Consider the following 17,189-nt stretch of genomic DNA (forward strand, 5'->3'; position numbering starts at 1 on the left):
AAGGTGTCCCTTCAAGGCATCAAGAACTGGGGACGTTCATCCGTACGCGGGTGGGGACGTTCACGTGTACGCCGACACACCGTCCAGTACAGCTGATTCCAGAAAATCATCGACCACGACCGGCAGAACACCGGCCTCGACGGCGTAGCCGTCTGGGGTGACCAGACCGTCATCATCCGCTGCGGTATGACCCCGCCCAGCCCAGCACCAACGTGTGCGTCCAGGTGGCGTCTCCAGCATCGGACCGTCCACTCATGTTCTGGTCCTTCTTGACCCCCGCTGTTCCCAGCAGAGCCCCGTGCTCCGGTTCGGCAGGGATCACCGCCAACCCAACCGGCCGGTCTGCCACACGAAGAGCCCCCTACCCTTTCGAACACTGCCCCTCAGGACACTGCCCCAGTTGACAATTACGCCCCAACCCTCCTCCTGCCTAGGGTCGTTGACACTCCCCTGACAGAAGGAGATGGACCATGCGCACAAGCCTCCGCCTCACCGCTGCCAGCATCGCCGCTGCCGCCGGACTCGCAGTTGTCTCCCCCGCCGCCACCGCCGCGCCTGCCCCAAACAAGATTCCCGGCAAGCTCACCGTCAACAGCTACACCGCTTATCTCAAGACTCAGAAGATCCCCGAGGCCAAGCGGACCCTCGCCAAGTTCAACAAGCTCAACGCCAAGCAGAAGGCGCAGTTCGTCGCTTACCTCCAGGACCGGCGCATCTACCTCGCCCTCATCGACCAGGTCAAGGGCACCATCGGCAAGCCACTGCGCGTCGTCGACCCATACAACACGGACGTCAAGTTCGTCACCGAGGTCACCTCGCAGACAGGAACGGACGACAACCGCACCACCAAGGTCACGTTCAAGGTGACCGAGACCATCTTCAGCATCCCCGTCACCAGCGAGACCATCGGCCTGACCTACACCCGGGCCAGCAAGAAGAGCTCCCCGCGGATCGTCTCCGGCACCGCCAACGTCACCAACGTCAACGGCGCCATCAAGATCGCCCCGCAGGGCAAGATCACCACCAAGCTCAACGGCGCCGCCTCCGCCGAGATCAGCTGGAAGGCCACCGGCCTGGTGGAGTCCTTCGGCAAGCCGGTGACCAAGAACCAGAGCACCTGGGGCTCGGACAACGGCTACTACTCCGCCAAGCTCGCCAACCGCTGACCCGCACCACATCCCCCAGTGCGCGAACGGCACAACACTTACTGATCGTTTCAAATGAGGCGCGGACCGCCTCAAGCAGATGATGCTGTAGGCGAGTTCAGGGAGGCCATCCCGTCCAGCAGCGGGATGAGCGTGATGTCGTACCGGTTTACGCCGGTCGGCGAGACGGCGAGTAGGTGGCCGTGCTTGGCGACGACGAGGTGGTGCTTGCCGCCCGGGCGTCCAGCAGGCCGGCTCTTCGCAGTTCGGTCAGCAGTGCCTGGTGTCAGACGGGGCCAGACCCCAGCATCGGTCCAGTCACGCAGCCGACGCCAGCAGGTCGCTCCACTGCAGTCGATCCGTTCCGCTGACACATCTCTCCAACTCACGCCTTTACACAGGACGTAGACGATGCCCCGAAGGGCGAGTCGGTCGTCCACCGGCTTCCGGCCGTGAAAGCGGTGCCGCCGCAGAGGCCTGGCAGGGAGGAGCGGGGTTGTCCGCTCCCACAGGTCGTCAACGGCATTGAAAAGGATGAAAGGGAAAACAACTATGAAGCTTTCTCGCTACGCGAAGGTGACGGCGCTGTCTGTGGCTCCACTCACACTTGTTGCGACCGGGTTCCAGGCGTCTGCCTCCTCCGACCAGGGCCCGCCGCCGGGCGCTTCGGCGTTCTCCATATCCGCACTGTCCTCCAGCGGACTGAAGGACGTGTCTGGCGTCAGCGCGAACAGCGTCGAGGGCAAGGCGCTGGAGACGCATGGGTTCAGCGTCAGGCGGGCGGCTTCGGGAGCGACGGCGGTCGTCGACAGCTCGATGGCCCGCGAGGGGATCACCGCGGCGGCCGGCAAGGGCTTCGTGGAGCTGTCGTGGAAGGGCTATGCGAAGGACGCCCGCTACGTGATCACCCGGGGCGGCAAGGATGTGGCCACCCTGGCTGCGGGGGTGACGTCCTTCCGCGACACCAACGTGAAGCCGGGCGCCGATTACGACTACCAGGTCGTGCCACTGCTGCCGAAGAACGGCAACCCGGAGTCCCGGCTGTACGGCATGAAGGTGTCCGTCCCCGCCTCCGGATCACTGACGGGTCTGCGCGAGGAGGCGGTCGAGCGGGCGGCCACCGCGGCCGTGGCCAAGACGTCCACGTTGACCTGGACCGGCTTCATCCCGCAGAAAAAGGTCGACGCTCCCTTGGCGGGCTGTGACTACGGCAAGAACTTCCAGTTCGGCGGCGACGGGCACTCCGACTTCAATTGGAAGTCGAGCAAGTACCGCTTCGCCGTGCACGCGACCGTCACGTGGAATTCCAAGAAGGTGGTGGGCAACAAACACATCAACCCCACCACCGTGTACGTGAAGAAGACCGGCAAGTATGTCACCAAGAAGACCGCCAGCGCCAAGGACACTTACGCCAAGAAGCTGGGGTCGGGCAAGAACTACGTGGACGTGCGGATGGTCGTGCACGCCACCAACCCGTTCTGTAAGGGCTTGGGCGGAGTCAAGGGTGCTGCGTCCGGTGCCTTCACCATGAACCTGACCACGAGCGGGAACTACGCCATCCGCTCCGGCAAGCACCGGCTGTTCCCGAACCACCACATCTACATCTACGACGGCGGCAAGGTCACCAACGTCTACACCCGGAAGTACGCCAATGTCAGCTGCCTGATCGGTTCGGTCGCCTGCCCCGAGGCTGACCTGACCGGCCGCTACGGCAAGTTCTGACCTCAGCGACAGGCTTCCTCGCCGGATGCGTGCGTGCCGGGCGTCTTGTACGCCCGGCACGCCCCCTGTCGTCTCCGGTCCCGGAGCGGGTTGGGATCCTCGCTCGCCATGAGACTCTCCGGGTAGGAGATGCTGGCTACACCAGCGCATTCGGGGTCTTGGCGCGTCAGTGCGCCACTCTTGAACCCTGTGCGAGGACCGGGCTCGGTCCGGATGCAACGGCTCTCTTCCCTCGCGAGGTGGCCCCCGTCAGTAAGCAGATCAACACTGGCTGCCTGGCTTCGCGGTCTCGACGCCCTCCGCTGGAGCAGGTCCTCGCGGTGCGGACGGTCGCCGTATCCCCTCCCGAGCTACGATCGATCGGCGAACTGGCCGATCGTCTTCAGCCCCCGGGGCGCAGGTACTTCCCCGGCTCGCGTTGCCCCAGCTGCAGGTGACCGAGGTGCTTGCAGTACTGGCACCCGCGCCGCAAGCCGCCGTGGCGGAGCTGCTGGGGGGGAGGAGAGGGAGAGCGCGCTCACGGGCTGGACGCGTCGCTGGGACTGGATGCGCCGCTGGCCGAGTTGCTGGAGGGCGCGACCTCCGACGAACTGCGCTGCATGCTGGTGACGTTGGGGAACAAGCCCGCCAGTAGCGGCTGGCGACGTTGGTGGAGCACCGATCCGGAACGGGTCGCCACACTCGTGGCGCGGGCGCCCACAGCCACCAGGAAACTGCTTGAGCGCCGGGCGAGTACCGCACCGCAATGACCGGAGTTTTCCGGAGTTCGTAGTGACCGGCGCCGCTACGATCGCCGGTCATGGACTGGCTCGAGCGCACCGCGAAGCTGAGGCAGTGGAGCAGGAACGGGACGCGCGCTCCGCACAAGCCGTTGTTGTTCCTGTACGCCCTCAGCAGGTTTCAGCAGGACGCCGACGGCACGCTGCCGTACAGCGCGGTGGAGGAAGATCTCAAGCTGCTGCTGGCCGAGTACGGACCGCCCAACAAGACGTCCCCTGCCTACCCGTTCCATCATCTGGTCAGCGACGGGGTGTGGGAGGTGCGCACCGATCGCGGGCCGGGCAGCCCCGGCAGCGGGGTGCGGGAGCTGCGGGCGTCGGGGGCCGCGGGGCGGCTGGCGCCGCAACTCCGGGCAGCGCTTCGGGGCGAGCCGTCGCTGCTCGGCCGGATGGCACGGGTACTGCTCGACCTGAACTTCCCGCCCTCGCTCCACGGCGAGCTGTGCGACGCGATCGGTCTGGAGTTGGAGCCTGCGGAGACCGAACGGTTCTCGGTCGCACGGCGGCAGCGGAATCGACGGATGCGGGAGCTGGTGCTGACAGCTTACGAATACCAGTGCGCCTTCTGCGGCTACGACGGCAGGATCGGCGCGGTAGCGGTCGGGCTGGAGGCCGCGCATGTGCGCTGGTGGGCGTTCGGCGGTCCGGACGACGTCGACAACGGGCTATGCCTGTGCTCGCTGCACCACAAGCTCTTCGACAAGGGCGTCCTCGGTATCGGTGACGGCCACCGCATCCTGGTTTCGCAGCGCTTCGTGGGCCACAGCCCAGCCGCCCGCGAGCACGTCATAGCGCTCGCGGGCCGCCCGCTCATCGGTCCTCAGCCGGGCGCCCGCCCCATCACGGCGGCCCACCGCTCCTGGCACACCAGCCAGGTCTTCCACGGCATCCCACGCCCGGCCACCGCCGTCTGACTGCCGAGGTGATCTCTGCCGAGGCACGCCAAGCCCGTCGGCTCCTCGCCGAGCGCCCAGTCGCCCCTGCGCGGCGTCGCGCCCTGGCTCTCACCCGCCTCCGCGCCGCTGCCGATGATGGCGCCTTCGACCTGGAGCTGTTCGAGGACAAGAGGAACTACCGCCGGTGAACGCGGCGCAGTTCCTGATCGATACCAGCGCGCTCGCACGCCTTATGCACGGGGACGCGGAACAGTACGGCTGGGATCAGGCGGCAGCAGCAGGACTCATCGCCACTTGCCCCATCACAGAGCTGGAATTCTTCTACAGCGCCAGGTCGGCCGCCGACCGGGCGCGCGGCATCGAGGACATGCGGCTGCTCTTCGGGTGGGTCCCCATCGACGACCGCGCCTACGACCGCGCCTGGCACGTTCAGGAGGCCCTCACGAAGCGGGGGAGGCACCGCGGCGCCGGCGCGGTGGATCTCGTTGTCGCCGCGACGGCGGAGTTGCAGGGGCTTACCCTCCTGCATCGTGACCACGACTTCGAGTGCATCGCCGCTGTGACGGGCCAGCCACTCCAGTGGTACGGCCCGGAGGACCGTAAGTAAGCCGGCTGGTTGCAGTTCAGGTTGCGTTCGCCGCCCGCCTCACGCCGTCCGAGGGCACCTGTCCCCTTGCGGTCAGCCCCAGTCGCAGCCGGTGCCGTCGTTATCGCGGTCGAGGTGGCTGCCGTAGCCGTGCTCGCCCGGTGGACGGGCGCGGCTCCGAAGCCGCTGCGGCGGACCGATTGCTCTCCGACCCGAGTGAGGAACTGCACCGGCCGGGCCGCGTACGGCAGACGAAGGACCCGGCCGCTGAGCGGTCGGGTCCTTCGTCGTTCCGTGGCTCCAGTCACTCCGAACCGGAGTCATCCGCTGGTGCGTCGGCGGGCGGGTCCGCGGGCGGGTCGGCAGGTGCGTCAGCAGGCGGGTCGGCAGGTGCGTCAGCAGGCGGGTCGGCGGGCGGGTCCGCAGGGTTGTCCGCAGGCGGGTCCGCAGGGTTATCGGCCGGAGGGTCCGCAGGCGGGTCGGCCGGCAGGTCAGCCGGCGGCTTGACCGCAGGCGGGTCCGCAGGCGGGTCGGCGGGCGGGTCCGCGGGGTTGTCCGCAGGCGGGTCCGCAGGCGGGTCCGCAGGCGGGTCGGCCGGAGGGTCCGCAGGCGGGTCAGCCGGCGGCTTGACCGCGGGCGGGTCCGCAGGCGGGTCAGCCGGGTTGTCCGCAGGCGGGTCCGCAGGGTTGTCGGCCGGAGGGTCCGCGGGCGGGTCAGCCGGCGGCTTGACCGCAGGCGGGTCCGCTGGCGGATTGGCAGGCGGCTTGTTCTTGTCCTTGTGCTTGTTGGGGTCGTCCTTGTCCTTGTGCTTGTTCGGGTCGTCCTTGTCCTTGTGCTTGTTCGGGTCGTCCTTGTCCTTGTGCTTGTTCGGGTCGTCCTTGTCCCTGTGCTTGTTCGGGTCGTCCTTCTTGTCGTCCTTGTTGCCGCCCTCCTTCTTGTCGGTGTGCGGGCGGTCCTCAGGCGGGGGCAGGACGGGGAACGACGATCCGGGGTCCTGGCCCTTCGGCGGCGGGATCTGGTGGTCGTGCTTGGCCTGCGCGTCTCCGCTCGGGCGCTCGACCCACTGCTTGTGGGTCTGGTCGAACATCGTGACGGTCTTCATCGGCTTTTCGGCCGGGGTGACCGCAACGAGGTTCGAGGGCTGGAACGACGACCACTTGGGGCCGCTGTACTTCTGCTGGCCCTCGACAGCGACGGGCGGGGTCAGGGGGTTGCCGCAGGCGCAGCGGACGCGCGGTACACCGCGGTCGTCGACCAGGACGGCCGTACCGGCCTGGAGGATTGCCTGGTAGCTGGTACCCGCGCCGTTCTTGAACCCGTGGTTGGTGACCCGGGTGTCCCAGCTCAGCCGGACCGGCGTCAGCGACCGCAGATACTCAGGGGTCTCGGCCTGCTCGATGCCCAGGGCGCCGGCGAAGACCTTCCCCTTGTCCTTGTTCTTGCCGAGGAACGTGATCTGCTTCTCGACGTCGCAGCTGGCGACGTTCCGCGTGCCCCCGTACAGACCCGGGTGCGAACCATTGACCGCGAGGGTGCGCGTGTCCTTCGTGTCGGGCGCCGACTTGTCCCGGGTCGCGGACGCGGCTTCGACACCCTCCGACTCCTTGGCCGTCGACGGGGTGAACGGATCAGGGCCGGCCGCCGAGGCGGTCTGGAGGAAGACCTCTCCGCCGCCCTTGCTGCTGCCGCCTGTGAGGTTGAAGGCGAAGATCACCGCCATCACCAGAATCACCGCGGTGCCGGCACTCAACAGAGTGCGGCGCGCCCGCCACCAGGACGACGGCCCTCCGCCGCGCCGGCGTGGCTCATCCGGTTCGCCGATGGCGACAGGCGGACCGGGAGGCCTTGGTGGGGGCGGGGGCCCCGGTGTTCCCCGCGGCTGCTCGTCTGTCGGCCGGCCGGAAAGCGGACCGGACGGGGGGCCGGTGGGGCGCTCGGACGGAGGAGGTATGGAACTCACGACACTCTCCTCAAGCTAGGGCATCGGGAAAATGGTGTTTATTCGCATTTGCCTCCCTATAGCTATTATGAGCCACTCATCGGGAGGTGTGAATCATGGGCCGGCTGCTCTGCCGGCCCACGTCTCCAGTAATCCCGGTCCCTCGGATCGCGTCATGCCGCTACTTTTCGGGACTTGACACGGCGACGACGACCTTGCCGCGTGCGTGGCCCCCGTGCAGATACCGGACGGCTTCGGGGACCTCGCTCAGCGGGTACGTTCTGTCGATGACCGGCGCGATGCCGCCCTCCTCGACGAGGTCCCGCAAAGTCTGAAGATCCTCCTGGCGCTCCACCGAGAACAGGCCGCGCAGCTTCTGGCTCACGCAAGGTGACAGCAGCAGCGCCCGGAGTACGCGATCCGTGCCGCCGAGCCACCGCCCTCCGCCTTCGCTTCCGACGATGACCAGGGTCCCGCGCGGGGTGAGGGCACTCCGGAGGTACGACAAAGGACGGTGGCCGGCGGTGTCCAGAATGAGGTCGTAGCGACGCGCCCCGTCCGCGAAGTCCTCACACGTGTAGTCGATGACGTCGTCCGCGCCGATCGACCGGACCAGGTCGGTCTTCGTCGTGCTGCACACGCCGGTGACGTGGGCTCCGAACGCCTTGGCCAGTTGCACCGCGAACGTTCCCACCCCTCCCGCCGCGCCGATGATCAGGACCTTCTGTCCCGGCTGCACCCGTCCCGTGTCACGAAGAGCCTGGAGTGCGGTGACGCCGGATATGGGAACGGCCGCCGCCTGCTCGTGGGTGAGGTTCGCGGGCTTGGACACGAACCTGTCCTCCGGGGCGCTCACGTACTCGGCGAAGGAGCCCTCGCAGAAGCCGAACACCTCGTCGCCCGGCTGGAACCGGGTCACGCCTGCGCCGACAGCCTCGACGCGACCCGCCACCTCTCTGCCCCGCACGCGAACCTTGGGTGCGCGGAGCCCGAAGCCCATGAGGCGCAGGAGATACGGCAGGCCCGTCATCAGGTGCCAGACTCCCGCATCGACAGCGCCTGCGTGCACCCGTACCAGCAGCTCCCCCTCTCCTGCCGTCGGCTTGTCGACGTCCTTGAGTTCCAGCACGTCGGAGGAGCCGTACCTGTCCTGCACGATCGCCTTCATGAGGCTTCTCCTTCACTGTCCGGGTACTGGAAGACCTGGTCGAGCGGGACTCGGAACACCCGGGCGATCTGAAACGCCAACTCGAGCGAGGGCGAGTAGCGGCCCTTCTCGATGGCGATGACGGTCTGGCGGGTCACGCCGATGCGATCCGCCAGCTCCGCCTGCGTCATCTCTCCGTGCGCGAATCGGAGGGATCGGATCGTGTTCGTGACGCTGGTCGGCTTCACCACGGCTGAAAGCCCCACCGGTAGGCGACGATCTTCGCGACGGACCCGAGGACTGCCGACAGGAAGAACGCCAGGCAGATCGTGTTGGCGATCCAGAAGTGATGCACCTCGGCCATGGCCATGCCGAGTACCGCCAGTCCGCCTACGACGACGAATGACTGGCCGGCGTATTCGCCGAACCGAGTGATCTCCCGGTCACGCTGGTCTTTCTTGTTGGCGTCCTCTGGCGATGCGGCCGCGACCACGATGTGGAGCGCGATCGACACCGCGACCGCGGCACCGATGGTCCACAGAAGCGTCGACACGTACGACACCTCAGTGAGAGGGATGTCCCCCGCTCGCCCGAGAACGAGGGCGAGGTAGGTCGCATAGGCGCCGATCGCGACCATCGCCATGATCCAGGCGCGTTTCTCTTCGAACGTCACTCGCACTCCCCCTGTTAAAGAAACTTGACATGAGGAAGGTAAGGCGATGTGTACATGACGTCAAGTATTTCAGACATTCATACACTTAGAGTACCGATATACTCACTCAACGTGACACACCTCCGTGATATCCATCACCCCGGCTTCGCCATCAAGGCTCCCGAGTAGTAGTGGACGTCCTGGCGACATATGAGATTTGTCCGTCTTGACGCAGACATATTTCGCACAGGGTTTGACGGCATTCGGCCGCTCGGCGATTTCGCCCATTCATGGAGTGAACAAGGGCTTCTGACGGGGTCACAGAATTCCCACCGAGTTCCACAGCGGGACCAGCACGCTCGTGTGCCCATTTCAAGAGCCGTGGGGTACTACGAAGCGAGGTAGTACTAAGCCTCCGTTGCCCTTCGCGCCCACCGGTCCTGAGAATGACGGCCCGTCCCGAGTGAGGTCACGCATGAGGAAGCATCGCAGGAAGACGCACTACCGGCAGATAACCATCGCTGCACTTGCCCTGGGCGCCGTGGGCGTGCCCTCCGTCGCCATGGCCTGCCTGGATCCGCAGGAAGACCAGCGCAGTCGGGCGTACGGCCAGGGCTACGGCAACTGGGAGAATGAGCGCCCGGATCACCGGTGGGGCCAGGCCGACTGGGGCCCGAAGCCGGCCGCGCGAGCATCGCAGGCACCCACCGCGCCTCCCACCGCTTCGACCGCCCCCAGCGCGGCTCCGACCACCGCCCCCAGCGCGGCCCCCACCACCGCTCCCACCACCGCGCCCACTACCGCCCACAGCACCCCGAGCGCTCCGAAGACCACCGCGCCCGCGTCGGGCACCGCGCGCGTCGTGCAACTCGTCAACAGCGAGCGCAGCAAGGCCGGGTGCGCACCCCTGACCGTCAACGCGAAGCTGACCCAGGCCGCTCAGAACCACAGCAAGGACATGGCCGCACACCGGAACATGTCCCACACCGGTTCCGACGGGTCATCTCCGGGCGACCGGATCACGCGGGCCGGTTACAGCTGGAGCACCTACGGCGAGAACGTCGCCTACGGCTACTCCACACCCGAGAGCGTGATGGCGGGCTGGATGTCCAGCCCCGGTCACAAGCGCAACATCCTCAACTGCGCGTTCAAGGAGATCGGCGTCGGCCTCGCGCAGCCCGGCAATTACTGGACGCAGAGCTTCGGAACGGCCCGGTAAACGAGTTCGGACCGCACATCCTGCCGTCGGCGCGAAGGCCCCCGGAAAATGCCGATCACGGTAAGGGCCTTCGCGCCGTCGCCATCGCCGGACGGACCGGTTCGCTCCGCCCGCCGGCCCGTCACGGCGTACGGGCAGGCGTGGTCAGGGCCGCCGTGCCCAGCACGATCCGTGCCGCCGACATGCCGGGGCCGGTGAGCGGCGCGGGGAGCAGCCGGTGCCCGCGGTTGTTGCGCAGCAGGTCCTCCTCCTTGTAGCGGTGGCAGCCCGCATGCCAGATCAAGATGCCGGCCATCCAGTTCTGAAGCTCCTCCACATAGCCGTCCAGGACCCGGCGGGCCTCCTGGTCCAGTCCGAAGTCGTCGTACAGCACCGGCAGTTCGTTGGCCGCGACATGCTGGAACTGCCGCATCCTGGACTTCATCAGGTCGTCGACGATGGAGAGGGCGGTCGGGTAGTCACAGTTGAAGAAGTTCTGCACGACCAGGACGCAGTTGTGGACCTCGCCCTCGAACTCGATCTCCTTCTGGTACGAGAAGACGTCGTTCAGCAGGCAGGCGTAGTCGGCGGCCGCGTTCTCCAGGGACTGCATCGGCCCGCTCGCGTAGACCTCGGGAGGCACGCGTCGGCCGTGGCCCAGCCGCGACAGGCTCATCGTGAGGTCGGAGCCGAAGGTCAGCCGGCGCATCTCGATGTAGTCGACGGGATCCGGGATGCGGTTCTGCGCCTGGTTGGCGAGCTCCCACAGCCAGCTCTCGGTCATCTTCTCGACGGCGGCACGGAACATACGGCGGCCGTCCAGGTCCATCGGACCGGCCGTCCGTGCCCACAGGTCGGCCAGGCCCCGCTCCAGACCGGTCACCGGCTCGGCGGTGGGGACGCAGTCGAGCGGCATGAACTCCGAGAACCGTTCGTTGCACGCCTTCGCTCCCGCCAGGTTCCGGGGGTGCCCGTACACGACGGGGAAGTAGTCGTCCCCGTACGTGCCCCAGGCCAGCCAGCCCGAGGTCAGATCCAGCTGCTCGGCGGTCGCGTCCGGGTGGATACCGGCCGAGCAGAGCGGAAGGTCGTACGCGATGAGCTTCCGCTCGTCCCACACGTCGTCCAGGATCCCCACCCGGTGGGCCCACTCGACCAGGTTCGCGCGTGCCGTCTCCAGGAACGGGCTCAGCGTGGTGGTGAACGGCATGTCGAAGTCGGGCAGCCGGGACGGGCCGACCTTCTGGAAGGGGACATGGGTGTAGCTGCGCAGCCGGGCCGGGGCGCCCACCCCGATGCTGGTGGCGATGTCGGCGGCGGAGGTGCCCAGCCCCACCGGCACCATGGAGAACGAGGTCCCGCCGGCCGGGCCGGCGCCGCCGCCGTTCATGTAGCGGCTGGAGCGCATGTGCCATTCGTGGCCGCCGGACTGCCAGTCCTGGAGCCCCTTCACATACGCGAGCGTCGCCGCCGCGCTCTGCGGGTCCAGGCCCTTCTCGGCGAAGAGCGGTCCGAGCTCGGTGAAGACCGTGCTCTCGAACTGCTGGAGGCGCGAGGTCAGCAGATCGTTGACCGCGTCCGCCGCCTCCTGCGTCGTACAGCCCAGGAAGGTCTCCAGCACGAGCACGCCGTTGCTGAGCTCGCCCTCGTCCTCGACCTCCCGCTGGTACGAGAACAGGTCGTTGCGCAGGTGGACTCCGTCGGCGAACGTGTCCCGCAGAACCCGCAGCGGCCGGGACTCCGCGATCACCGCCGGTACCTCGGCGCCCGCCGCGAACTCGATCAGCCCGGCCGACCAGGGCGCGCCGCCGACCTTGCGGCGCATCTCGATGTACTCGACCGGGTTCGCGATCCGGCCCGCGTTGATGTTGGACAGTTCCCAGAGGGATTCGTTGAGCAGATTCCTGGTGCTCTCCGCGAACCTCTTCCGCCAGTCCAGGGACATGCTGGGGACCGTACGGGCCCACAGGTCGGCCAGGCCCGCCTCGACCGGATTGGCCGGCTCGGGAAACCCGGCGGCGAGATCCATCGGCATGAAGGCGGGCAGCCGGTCCAGGTACGCCTTCCCGCCCTCCCGGTCCTGGGTGCGCTTGAAGATCTCCAGGAAGTGGTCGTCGAAGAAGAAGACCCACACATACCAGTCGGTCACCAGGGACAGCTCGGGACCGCCGCAGTCCGGGTGGGTGTAGGAGCACAGCAGCGCGTAGTCATGGGATTCGAGGTCGTGCTCCTCCCAGATGCCCGACCCTTCGAGCATCCCCATCTCGCGGGCCCATTGCCTGGTGTGCTGCCGCGCCTCCTCCAGGTGGGGATTGAGCCGCGCCGGATGCGGCATGTAGAAGTCCGGCAATTCAAAAGGCTGTGTCACGGGGTCGCCCCTCCTGATTAACCACCACCCGGTCGGCCCAGCACTACCCCCCGCCACCTGCGGCTACCCGCCGCGCAAAACAGTCATATAAACGGGATCATCGAGACATGGACATCACGATTCGGCTCGCCCAGGAGCCCGACGCCGACGCGCTGCTCGGCCGCAGCCCGCTGGCCGCGCTGGTCGGCATGCTGCTGGACCAGCAGGTCCCCATGGAGTGGGCGTTTTCCGGTCCGTACACCATCGCCCGACGCATGGGAGCCGACGATCTCGACGCCCACCGGATCGCCGCCGAGGACCCGGAGGCGTTCGCCGCGCTGCTGTCGGAGAAGCCCGCCGTGCACCGCTACCCGGGCTCCATGGCCAAGCGGGTGCAGCAGCTCTGCCAGTACCTCGTCGAGCACTACGACGGCGACGCGCGGACCGTGTGGGAGGGCGTCGCCGACGGCAGGGAGCTGCTGGACCGGCTGAAGGCACTGCCCGGCTTCGGGCAGCAGAAGGCACAAATCTTCCTGGCGCTGCTGGGCAAGCAGTTCGGCGTACAGCCACCCGGCTGGCGCGAAGCGGCCGGTCCGTACGGCGAGCAGGGCTCGTACCGCTCGGCCGCCGACATCACCGGCCCCGAGTCGCTGGCCAAGGTCCGGGCCTACAAGCAGGAGGCGAAGCGGGCCGCCAAGGCCGCCAAGGGTGGCACGTAGGGGACACACCCCAGGGTGGCGCCGACCGGTAAATGTCTTACGGGGGGCCGTGCGTGGGCAGGTCGCAGACCATGAAGACAGAACTCACCGACACCACCTCCAGCAAGGTCAACTCCGCGCTGCTGGCGGCCCGCAGAGCCATTGGCAGCCCGACCATGGGCATGGTGCTCACCCTGCTCGTGGTCACCGACGAGGAGAACGCGTACGACGCGGTCAAGGCCGCCTCCGAGGCCTCCCACGAGCATCCCTGCCGCATCCTCGCCGTGATCAGGCGCCCCGGCCGCACGCACCAGCGCCGCCGCGAGACCCGCCTCGACGCCGAACTGCGCGTCGGCGCGGACGCGGGCACCGGCGAGGTGGTGCTGCTGCGGCTGCACGGCGAACTCACCCACCAGGCGGGCCCGGTGGTCCTCCCGCTCCTGCTGCCCGACGCGCCCGTCGTCGCCTGGTGGCCGGTGGACGCGCCGGAGGACGTGGCCTCGGACGACCTGGGCGCGCTCGCGCAGCGCCGGATCACCGACGCGTACGCGGTCGAGGACCCGCTCGCCCAGCTACGGGCCCGCGCCGCCTCATACGCGCCCGGCGACACCGACCTGGCCTGGACCCGGCTCACGCCGTGGCGCTCGCTGCTGGCCGCCGCCCTCGACCAGCGAACCGCGCGGGTGACCGGGGCGGCCGTGGAGAGCGAGGAGGCGAATCCGAGCGCCGAGCTGCTCGCGCGATGGCTGGCCGACCGGCTCGACGTACCGGTCGAGCGGGTCGTCACCGACGGCCCGGTCATCACCTGCGTACGGATGGTGACGGAGGACGGGGAGATCCGCGTCGACCGGCCGTTCGGGGCGCTGGCCACCCTCGCCGTGCCCGGGAGGCCCGACCGCCGGGTCGCCCTCAAGATCCGTACCAGCGCCGAGCTGATCGCCGAGGAGCTGCGCCGGCTGGACGCGGACGAGGTGTACGCGTCGGCGCTGCGCACCCGTCCCGCGGAGCTGTCGGCTTAAGGGCCTGTCGTTTGGATCTTGCCGGGCTCGCGGGCTCTGGCACCGCACCTCTCCCCCGTAGCCCTTCGGGCACGGGAGGTACCCCCAGCGTTGTCGTCAGTCGCCAGGGCTCCGCCATGGCTCTCCCCCAGCCTTCGGCCGGGAGGTGCCCCCATCCTCCGCCTTGCGATGCACGGCACCAGAACCCGCTCCCTGATCCGGCCTGATCCAAACGAGAGGCCCTGCGGCCGTGGGCCGGTTCAGCGCCGGCGGCGGCGGGCCGTTCCGAAGAGCGACCGGGAGATCTCGCGGCCCAGCTGGGTCCCGATCGACCGGGCGAGCGACGTGAACACCCCGCTGCCCATGACCTGCTCGGCGAGCGAGGCGTCCTGCTCCTGCGCCGCCCTGCCCGTCTTGCCTGCCCGGCCGCGCTCCTGCGTGCCCTCCCCGCCCGCCTTCGCCGGCTCCTTGTCCCGCCTGGCCTGTTCCGCCTCCTCGGCGGCCCGCACCGCCTCCGCCTCGGCCGCCTGCTGCTCGGCGGTGAGCTTCTCGTACGCCGATGCGCGGTCGACGGCCTCCGCATACCGCGAGTAGAGCGGCGATCCCTTGACCGCCCGGTCCAGCGCCGCCGCGTCGACCGGTCCCATCAGCGACTGCGGAGCACGCAGCCGGGTCGCCGCGACCGGGGTCGGGGCACCTCGCTCGCTCAGCACGGTGACAACCGCCTCGCCCGTGCCGAGCCCGGTCAGCAGCTCCTCCAGGTCGTACTCCGAGTTCGGGAAGGTCTTCACGGTCGCCTTCAGCGCCTTGGCGTCGTCCGGGGTGAAGGCCCGCAGCGCGTGCTGCACCCGGTTGCCCAGCTGGGCCAGCACCTCGCCGGGCACGTCCTTCGGGGTCTGGGTGACGAGGAAGATCCCGACGCCCTTGGAGCGGATCAGCCGCACGGTCTGGGTCAGGGACCGCAGAAACGCCTTGGACGCGCCGGTGAACAGCAGATGCGCCTCGTCGAAGAAGAAGACCAGCTTCGGCCGGTCCAGGTCACCGACCTCGGGCAGCTCGTCGAAGAGGTCCGCGAGCAGCCACATCAGGAAGGTGGAGAAGAGCTGCGGCTTGTCCTGGACGGCCGGCAGCTCCAGTACGGAGACCAGGCCGCGCCCGTCCGGGGCGGTCCGCAGGAACTCGCTCGTATCGAACTCGGGCTCACCGAAGAAGGGCCCGGCGCCCTGCTGCTCGAACGCGGTGAGCGCCCGCAGGATCACCCCCGCGGTGACCGTGGAGAGCCCGCCGATCCCCTTGAGCTCGGCCTTGCCGACGTCCGAGACGAGAAAGGCGACGACGGCCCGCAGGTCCTTGAGGTCGATCAGTTCCAGGCCCTTGGAGTCGGCGTAGTGGAAGATCAGCCCGAGCGACTGCTCCTGCGTCTGGTTGAGCTCCAGCACCTTCGACATCAGGACCGGGCCGAAGCTGGTGACGGTCGCGCGCAGCGGAATGCCGGGGCCGATGCCGCCGAGCGAATAGAACTCGCACGGATATCCGGTCCCGTCCCACTCCTGGGCGACTTCCGCGGCGCGTTCCCGGATCCGTTCGCCGGCCTCGCCCGGAGCGGAGATTCCGGACACATCGCCCTTGATGTCGGCGAGGAAGACCGGCACGCCGTGCGCCGAGAGCTGCTCCGCGATCAGCTGGAGCGTCTTGGTCTTTCCGGTGCCGGTGGCGCCCGCGACCAGGCCGTGGCGGTTGAGCATGGCCAGCGGGACACGGATCTGGTGCTCGGGCAGGCAGGTCCCGTCCCAGAGCAGCGCGCCCAGGTCGAGCGCGGGTCCGCCGAAGGCGTAACCCGCCGCGATCTCGGCCGCGGAGTCGGCGGAGGGCGTGGTTCCACTCATGTGTCACTCCCATATCGGCACTGTTTGCCACTTTTGCACCGCGCCGCCATGGCTGCGCCCGGAGGCGCTTGACCGGTAGGCTTTCAGTGTGATCTTCAAGCGCATCGGAAACGGGCGGCCGTACCCCGACCACGGCCGGGAAAGCACCCGGCAGTGGGCAGACGTCGCGCCGCGCCCGGTCCGGCTCGACCAGTTGGTGACGACCAAGGGCCAGCTGGACCTCGAGACGCTGCTCGCCGAGGACTCGACCTTCTACGGCGACCTCTTCGCCCACGTCGTGAAGTGGCAGGGCGACCTCTACCTCGAGGACGGCCTGCACCGCGCCGTGCGAGCGGCGCTGCAGCAGCGCCAGGTGCTGCACGCCCGCGTGCTCGACCTGGGCTGAGCCATTCGGGTCTCAGCCGTCCGAGGTTCGGCCATCCGGGGCTCTGCCGGGCCAGCCGGGCCGTCCGGCACGCCCGTGGGTTGAGCCTTCTGGCCGATTCCGGCATTCATTCATTGATCATTTAGTAGGCATCGCCAGCGGGCCGCATTACGCTGCGCCCATGAGCATGCTCACTCCCCCCGGCATGGGCGGAAAGTACCGCATCACGGGCGACACGTACCCGCGGATGCGTCGCCCCCGGCGCCGGCTCGCCCTCGCGCTGACCGGATCGGTCCTCGCGGTCGGCCTGATCGGCTGGGGAACGGCGCAGCTCATCGACGTGTTCTCGGGCGACGGCACGAGGTCGGCGGCCGTTGCCAAGGCCGCCTGCAAGCCGTCCAAGGCCGCTCCGAAGCCGCTGCCCGCGCGGGCGCTGCCCCGGCCGGCCCAGATCAAGGTCAACGTCTACAACGCGACGCCGCGCAGTGGTCTGGCCAAGGCGGCGGCCGAGGAGCTGAAGAAGCGCGGCTTCGCCGTCGGCCAGGTCGGCAACGCGCCCGAGCTGTACGACAAGAAGGTCCCCGGGCCCGGGATACTGCTCGGCCCCCCGAAGGCCACCCAGGGCGCCTTCTCCGTACTCGGCACGCAGCTGGCAGGGGCGGAGCAGAAGATCGACGCGCGGGAGACCGAGGACGTCGACCTGATCCTGGGCACCGCGTTCAAGACGCTCAGCAAGAAGGAGGACGCCGACCGGGCGCTGGCCGCACTGGCCAACCCCGCTCCGGCGCCCTCCCCGAAGTGCTGAGAATCCGGCGCGGCCTCTGCCTGAGGT

At 68.5% G+C, this 17,189-nt stretch carries 17 protein-coding genes; 10 read left to right on the forward strand and 7 right to left on the reverse strand.

Translation table 11 applies throughout. From position 1 onward, the window contains the following. Positions 1–470 precede the first annotated feature (470 nt). The gene (locus ACWV17_RS02985; RefSeq protein ID WP_455358360.1) at positions 471–1,166 is read left to right on the forward strand and encodes a hypothetical protein; all 696 of its coding nucleotides are present in this window, start codon (positions 471–473) and stop codon (positions 1,164–1,166) included. Positions 1,167–1,237: 71 nt separating this feature from the next. Here ACWV17_RS02985 and ACWV17_RS02990 read toward each other — a convergent pair whose 3' ends face one another. Beyond that, on the reverse strand, positions 1,238–1,699 hold the full coding sequence (locus ACWV17_RS02990) for a transposase (protein WP_455358547.1): 462 nt from the start codon (positions 1,697–1,699) through the stop codon (positions 1,238–1,240). On the opposite strand from ACWV17_RS02990, the gene ACWV17_RS02995 reads away from it, so the two are divergent. The 4 genes from ACWV17_RS02995 to ACWV17_RS03010 all read left to right on the forward strand — a co-directional run bounded on the left by ACWV17_RS02995 (position 1,698) and on the right by ACWV17_RS03010 (position 5,149). Beyond that, positions 1,698–2,867, forward strand: a complete 1,170-nt coding sequence (locus ACWV17_RS02995; RefSeq protein ID WP_455358361.1) for a hypothetical protein — start codon at positions 1,698–1,700, stop codon at positions 2,865–2,867. The two genes, ACWV17_RS02990 and ACWV17_RS02995, sit on opposite strands and share 2 nt — an antisense overlap. Before the next feature lie 799 nt (positions 2,868–3,666). Continuing rightward, a complete protein-coding gene (locus tag ACWV17_RS03000) occupies positions 3,667–4,560 on the forward strand; it encodes a phosphorothioated DNA-binding restriction endonuclease (protein WP_455358362.1) in 894 nt (297 codons plus the stop codon). A gap of 8 nt (positions 4,561–4,568) precedes the next feature. Further along, positions 4,569–4,730 (forward strand): hypothetical protein, encoded by a 162-nt coding sequence (locus ACWV17_RS03005; RefSeq protein ID WP_455358363.1) that lies wholly within the window; start codon positions 4,569–4,571, stop codon positions 4,728–4,730. Then, on the forward strand, positions 4,727–5,149 hold the full coding sequence (locus tag ACWV17_RS03010) for a PIN domain-containing protein (protein ID WP_455358364.1): 423 nt from the start codon (positions 4,727–4,729) through the stop codon (positions 5,147–5,149). The genes ACWV17_RS03005 and ACWV17_RS03010 overlap by 4 nt, the downstream gene beginning before the upstream one ends. A 283-nt stretch (positions 5,150–5,432) precedes the next feature. On the opposite strand, the gene ACWV17_RS03015 is transcribed toward ACWV17_RS03010, so the two are convergent. The 4 genes from ACWV17_RS03015 to ACWV17_RS03030 form a co-directional block, all read right to left on the reverse strand. Further along, positions 5,433–6,878: a DUF6777 domain-containing protein gene (locus ACWV17_RS03015; RefSeq protein WP_455358365.1), complete on the reverse strand. Its 1,446-nt coding sequence runs from the start codon at positions 6,876–6,878 to the stop codon at positions 5,433–5,435. A gap of 370 nt (positions 6,879–7,248) precedes the next feature. Continuing rightward, positions 7,249–8,235, reverse strand: a complete 987-nt coding sequence (locus ACWV17_RS03020) for an NAD(P)-dependent alcohol dehydrogenase (protein ID WP_455358366.1) — start codon at positions 8,233–8,235, stop codon at positions 7,249–7,251. Further along, the gene (locus tag ACWV17_RS03025) at positions 8,232–8,465 is read right to left on the reverse strand and encodes a helix-turn-helix transcriptional regulator (protein WP_455353094.1); all 234 of its coding nucleotides are present in this window, start codon (positions 8,463–8,465) and stop codon (positions 8,232–8,234) included. Before ACWV17_RS03025 ends, ACWV17_RS03020 begins: the two co-directional genes overlap by 4 nt. Then, positions 8,459–8,887: a hypothetical protein gene (locus tag ACWV17_RS03030; RefSeq protein ID WP_455353093.1), complete on the reverse strand. Its 429-nt coding sequence runs from the start codon at positions 8,885–8,887 to the stop codon at positions 8,459–8,461. Before ACWV17_RS03030 ends, ACWV17_RS03025 begins: the two co-directional genes overlap by 7 nt. 454 nt (positions 8,888–9,341) lie before the next feature. Between ACWV17_RS03030 and ACWV17_RS03035 the strand changes: the two genes are divergently transcribed. Further along, a complete protein-coding gene (locus ACWV17_RS03035) occupies positions 9,342–10,085 on the forward strand; it encodes a CAP domain-containing protein (RefSeq protein WP_455358367.1) in 744 nt (247 codons plus the stop codon). 121 nt (positions 10,086–10,206) lie between these two features. Here the strand turns inward: ACWV17_RS03035 and ACWV17_RS03040 are convergent, their stop codons facing one another. Beyond that, positions 10,207–12,432 (reverse strand): terpene synthase family protein, encoded by a 2,226-nt coding sequence (locus ACWV17_RS03040; RefSeq protein WP_455358368.1) that lies wholly within the window; start codon positions 12,430–12,432, stop codon positions 10,207–10,209. Between the two features lie 107 nt (positions 12,433–12,539). On the opposite strand from ACWV17_RS03040, the gene ACWV17_RS03045 reads away from it, so the two are divergent. Both ACWV17_RS03045 and opcA read left to right on the forward strand, forming a co-directional pair. Further along, a complete protein-coding gene (locus tag ACWV17_RS03045; RefSeq protein ID WP_455358369.1) occupies positions 12,540–13,130 on the forward strand; it encodes an HhH-GPD-type base excision DNA repair protein in 591 nt (196 codons plus the stop codon). A 71-nt stretch (positions 13,131–13,201) separates the two neighbouring features. Continuing rightward, complete coding sequence (opcA, locus tag ACWV17_RS03050) at positions 13,202–14,128, forward strand: glucose-6-phosphate dehydrogenase assembly protein OpcA (RefSeq protein WP_455353089.1); 927 nt, start codon at positions 13,202–13,204, stop codon at positions 14,126–14,128. Positions 14,129–14,367: 239 nt separating this feature from the next. Here opcA and ACWV17_RS03055 read toward each other — a convergent pair whose 3' ends face one another. Further along, positions 14,368–15,993 carry a helicase HerA-like domain-containing protein gene (locus ACWV17_RS03055; protein WP_455358370.1) on the reverse strand — a complete coding sequence of 542 codons (1,626 nt, stop codon included), beginning with the start codon at positions 15,991–15,993 and terminating at the stop codon, positions 14,368–14,370. An 88-nt stretch (positions 15,994–16,081) separates the two neighbouring features. Here ACWV17_RS03055 and ACWV17_RS03060 point away from each other — a divergent pair, with 88 nt between their 5' ends. Both ACWV17_RS03060 and ACWV17_RS03065 read left to right on the forward strand, forming a co-directional pair. Further along, the gene (locus tag ACWV17_RS03060; protein WP_096626547.1) at positions 16,082–16,378 is read left to right on the forward strand and encodes a type II toxin-antitoxin system VapB family antitoxin; all 297 of its coding nucleotides are present in this window, start codon (positions 16,082–16,084) and stop codon (positions 16,376–16,378) included. A 160-nt stretch (positions 16,379–16,538) separates the two neighbouring features. Then, a complete protein-coding gene (locus ACWV17_RS03065; RefSeq protein ID WP_455358371.1) occupies positions 16,539–17,162 on the forward strand; it encodes a LytR C-terminal domain-containing protein in 624 nt (207 codons plus the stop codon). Positions 17,163–17,189: the final 27 nt, after the last annotated feature.

The sequence above is a fragment of the Streptomyces mabaensis genome (assembly GCF_053763515.1).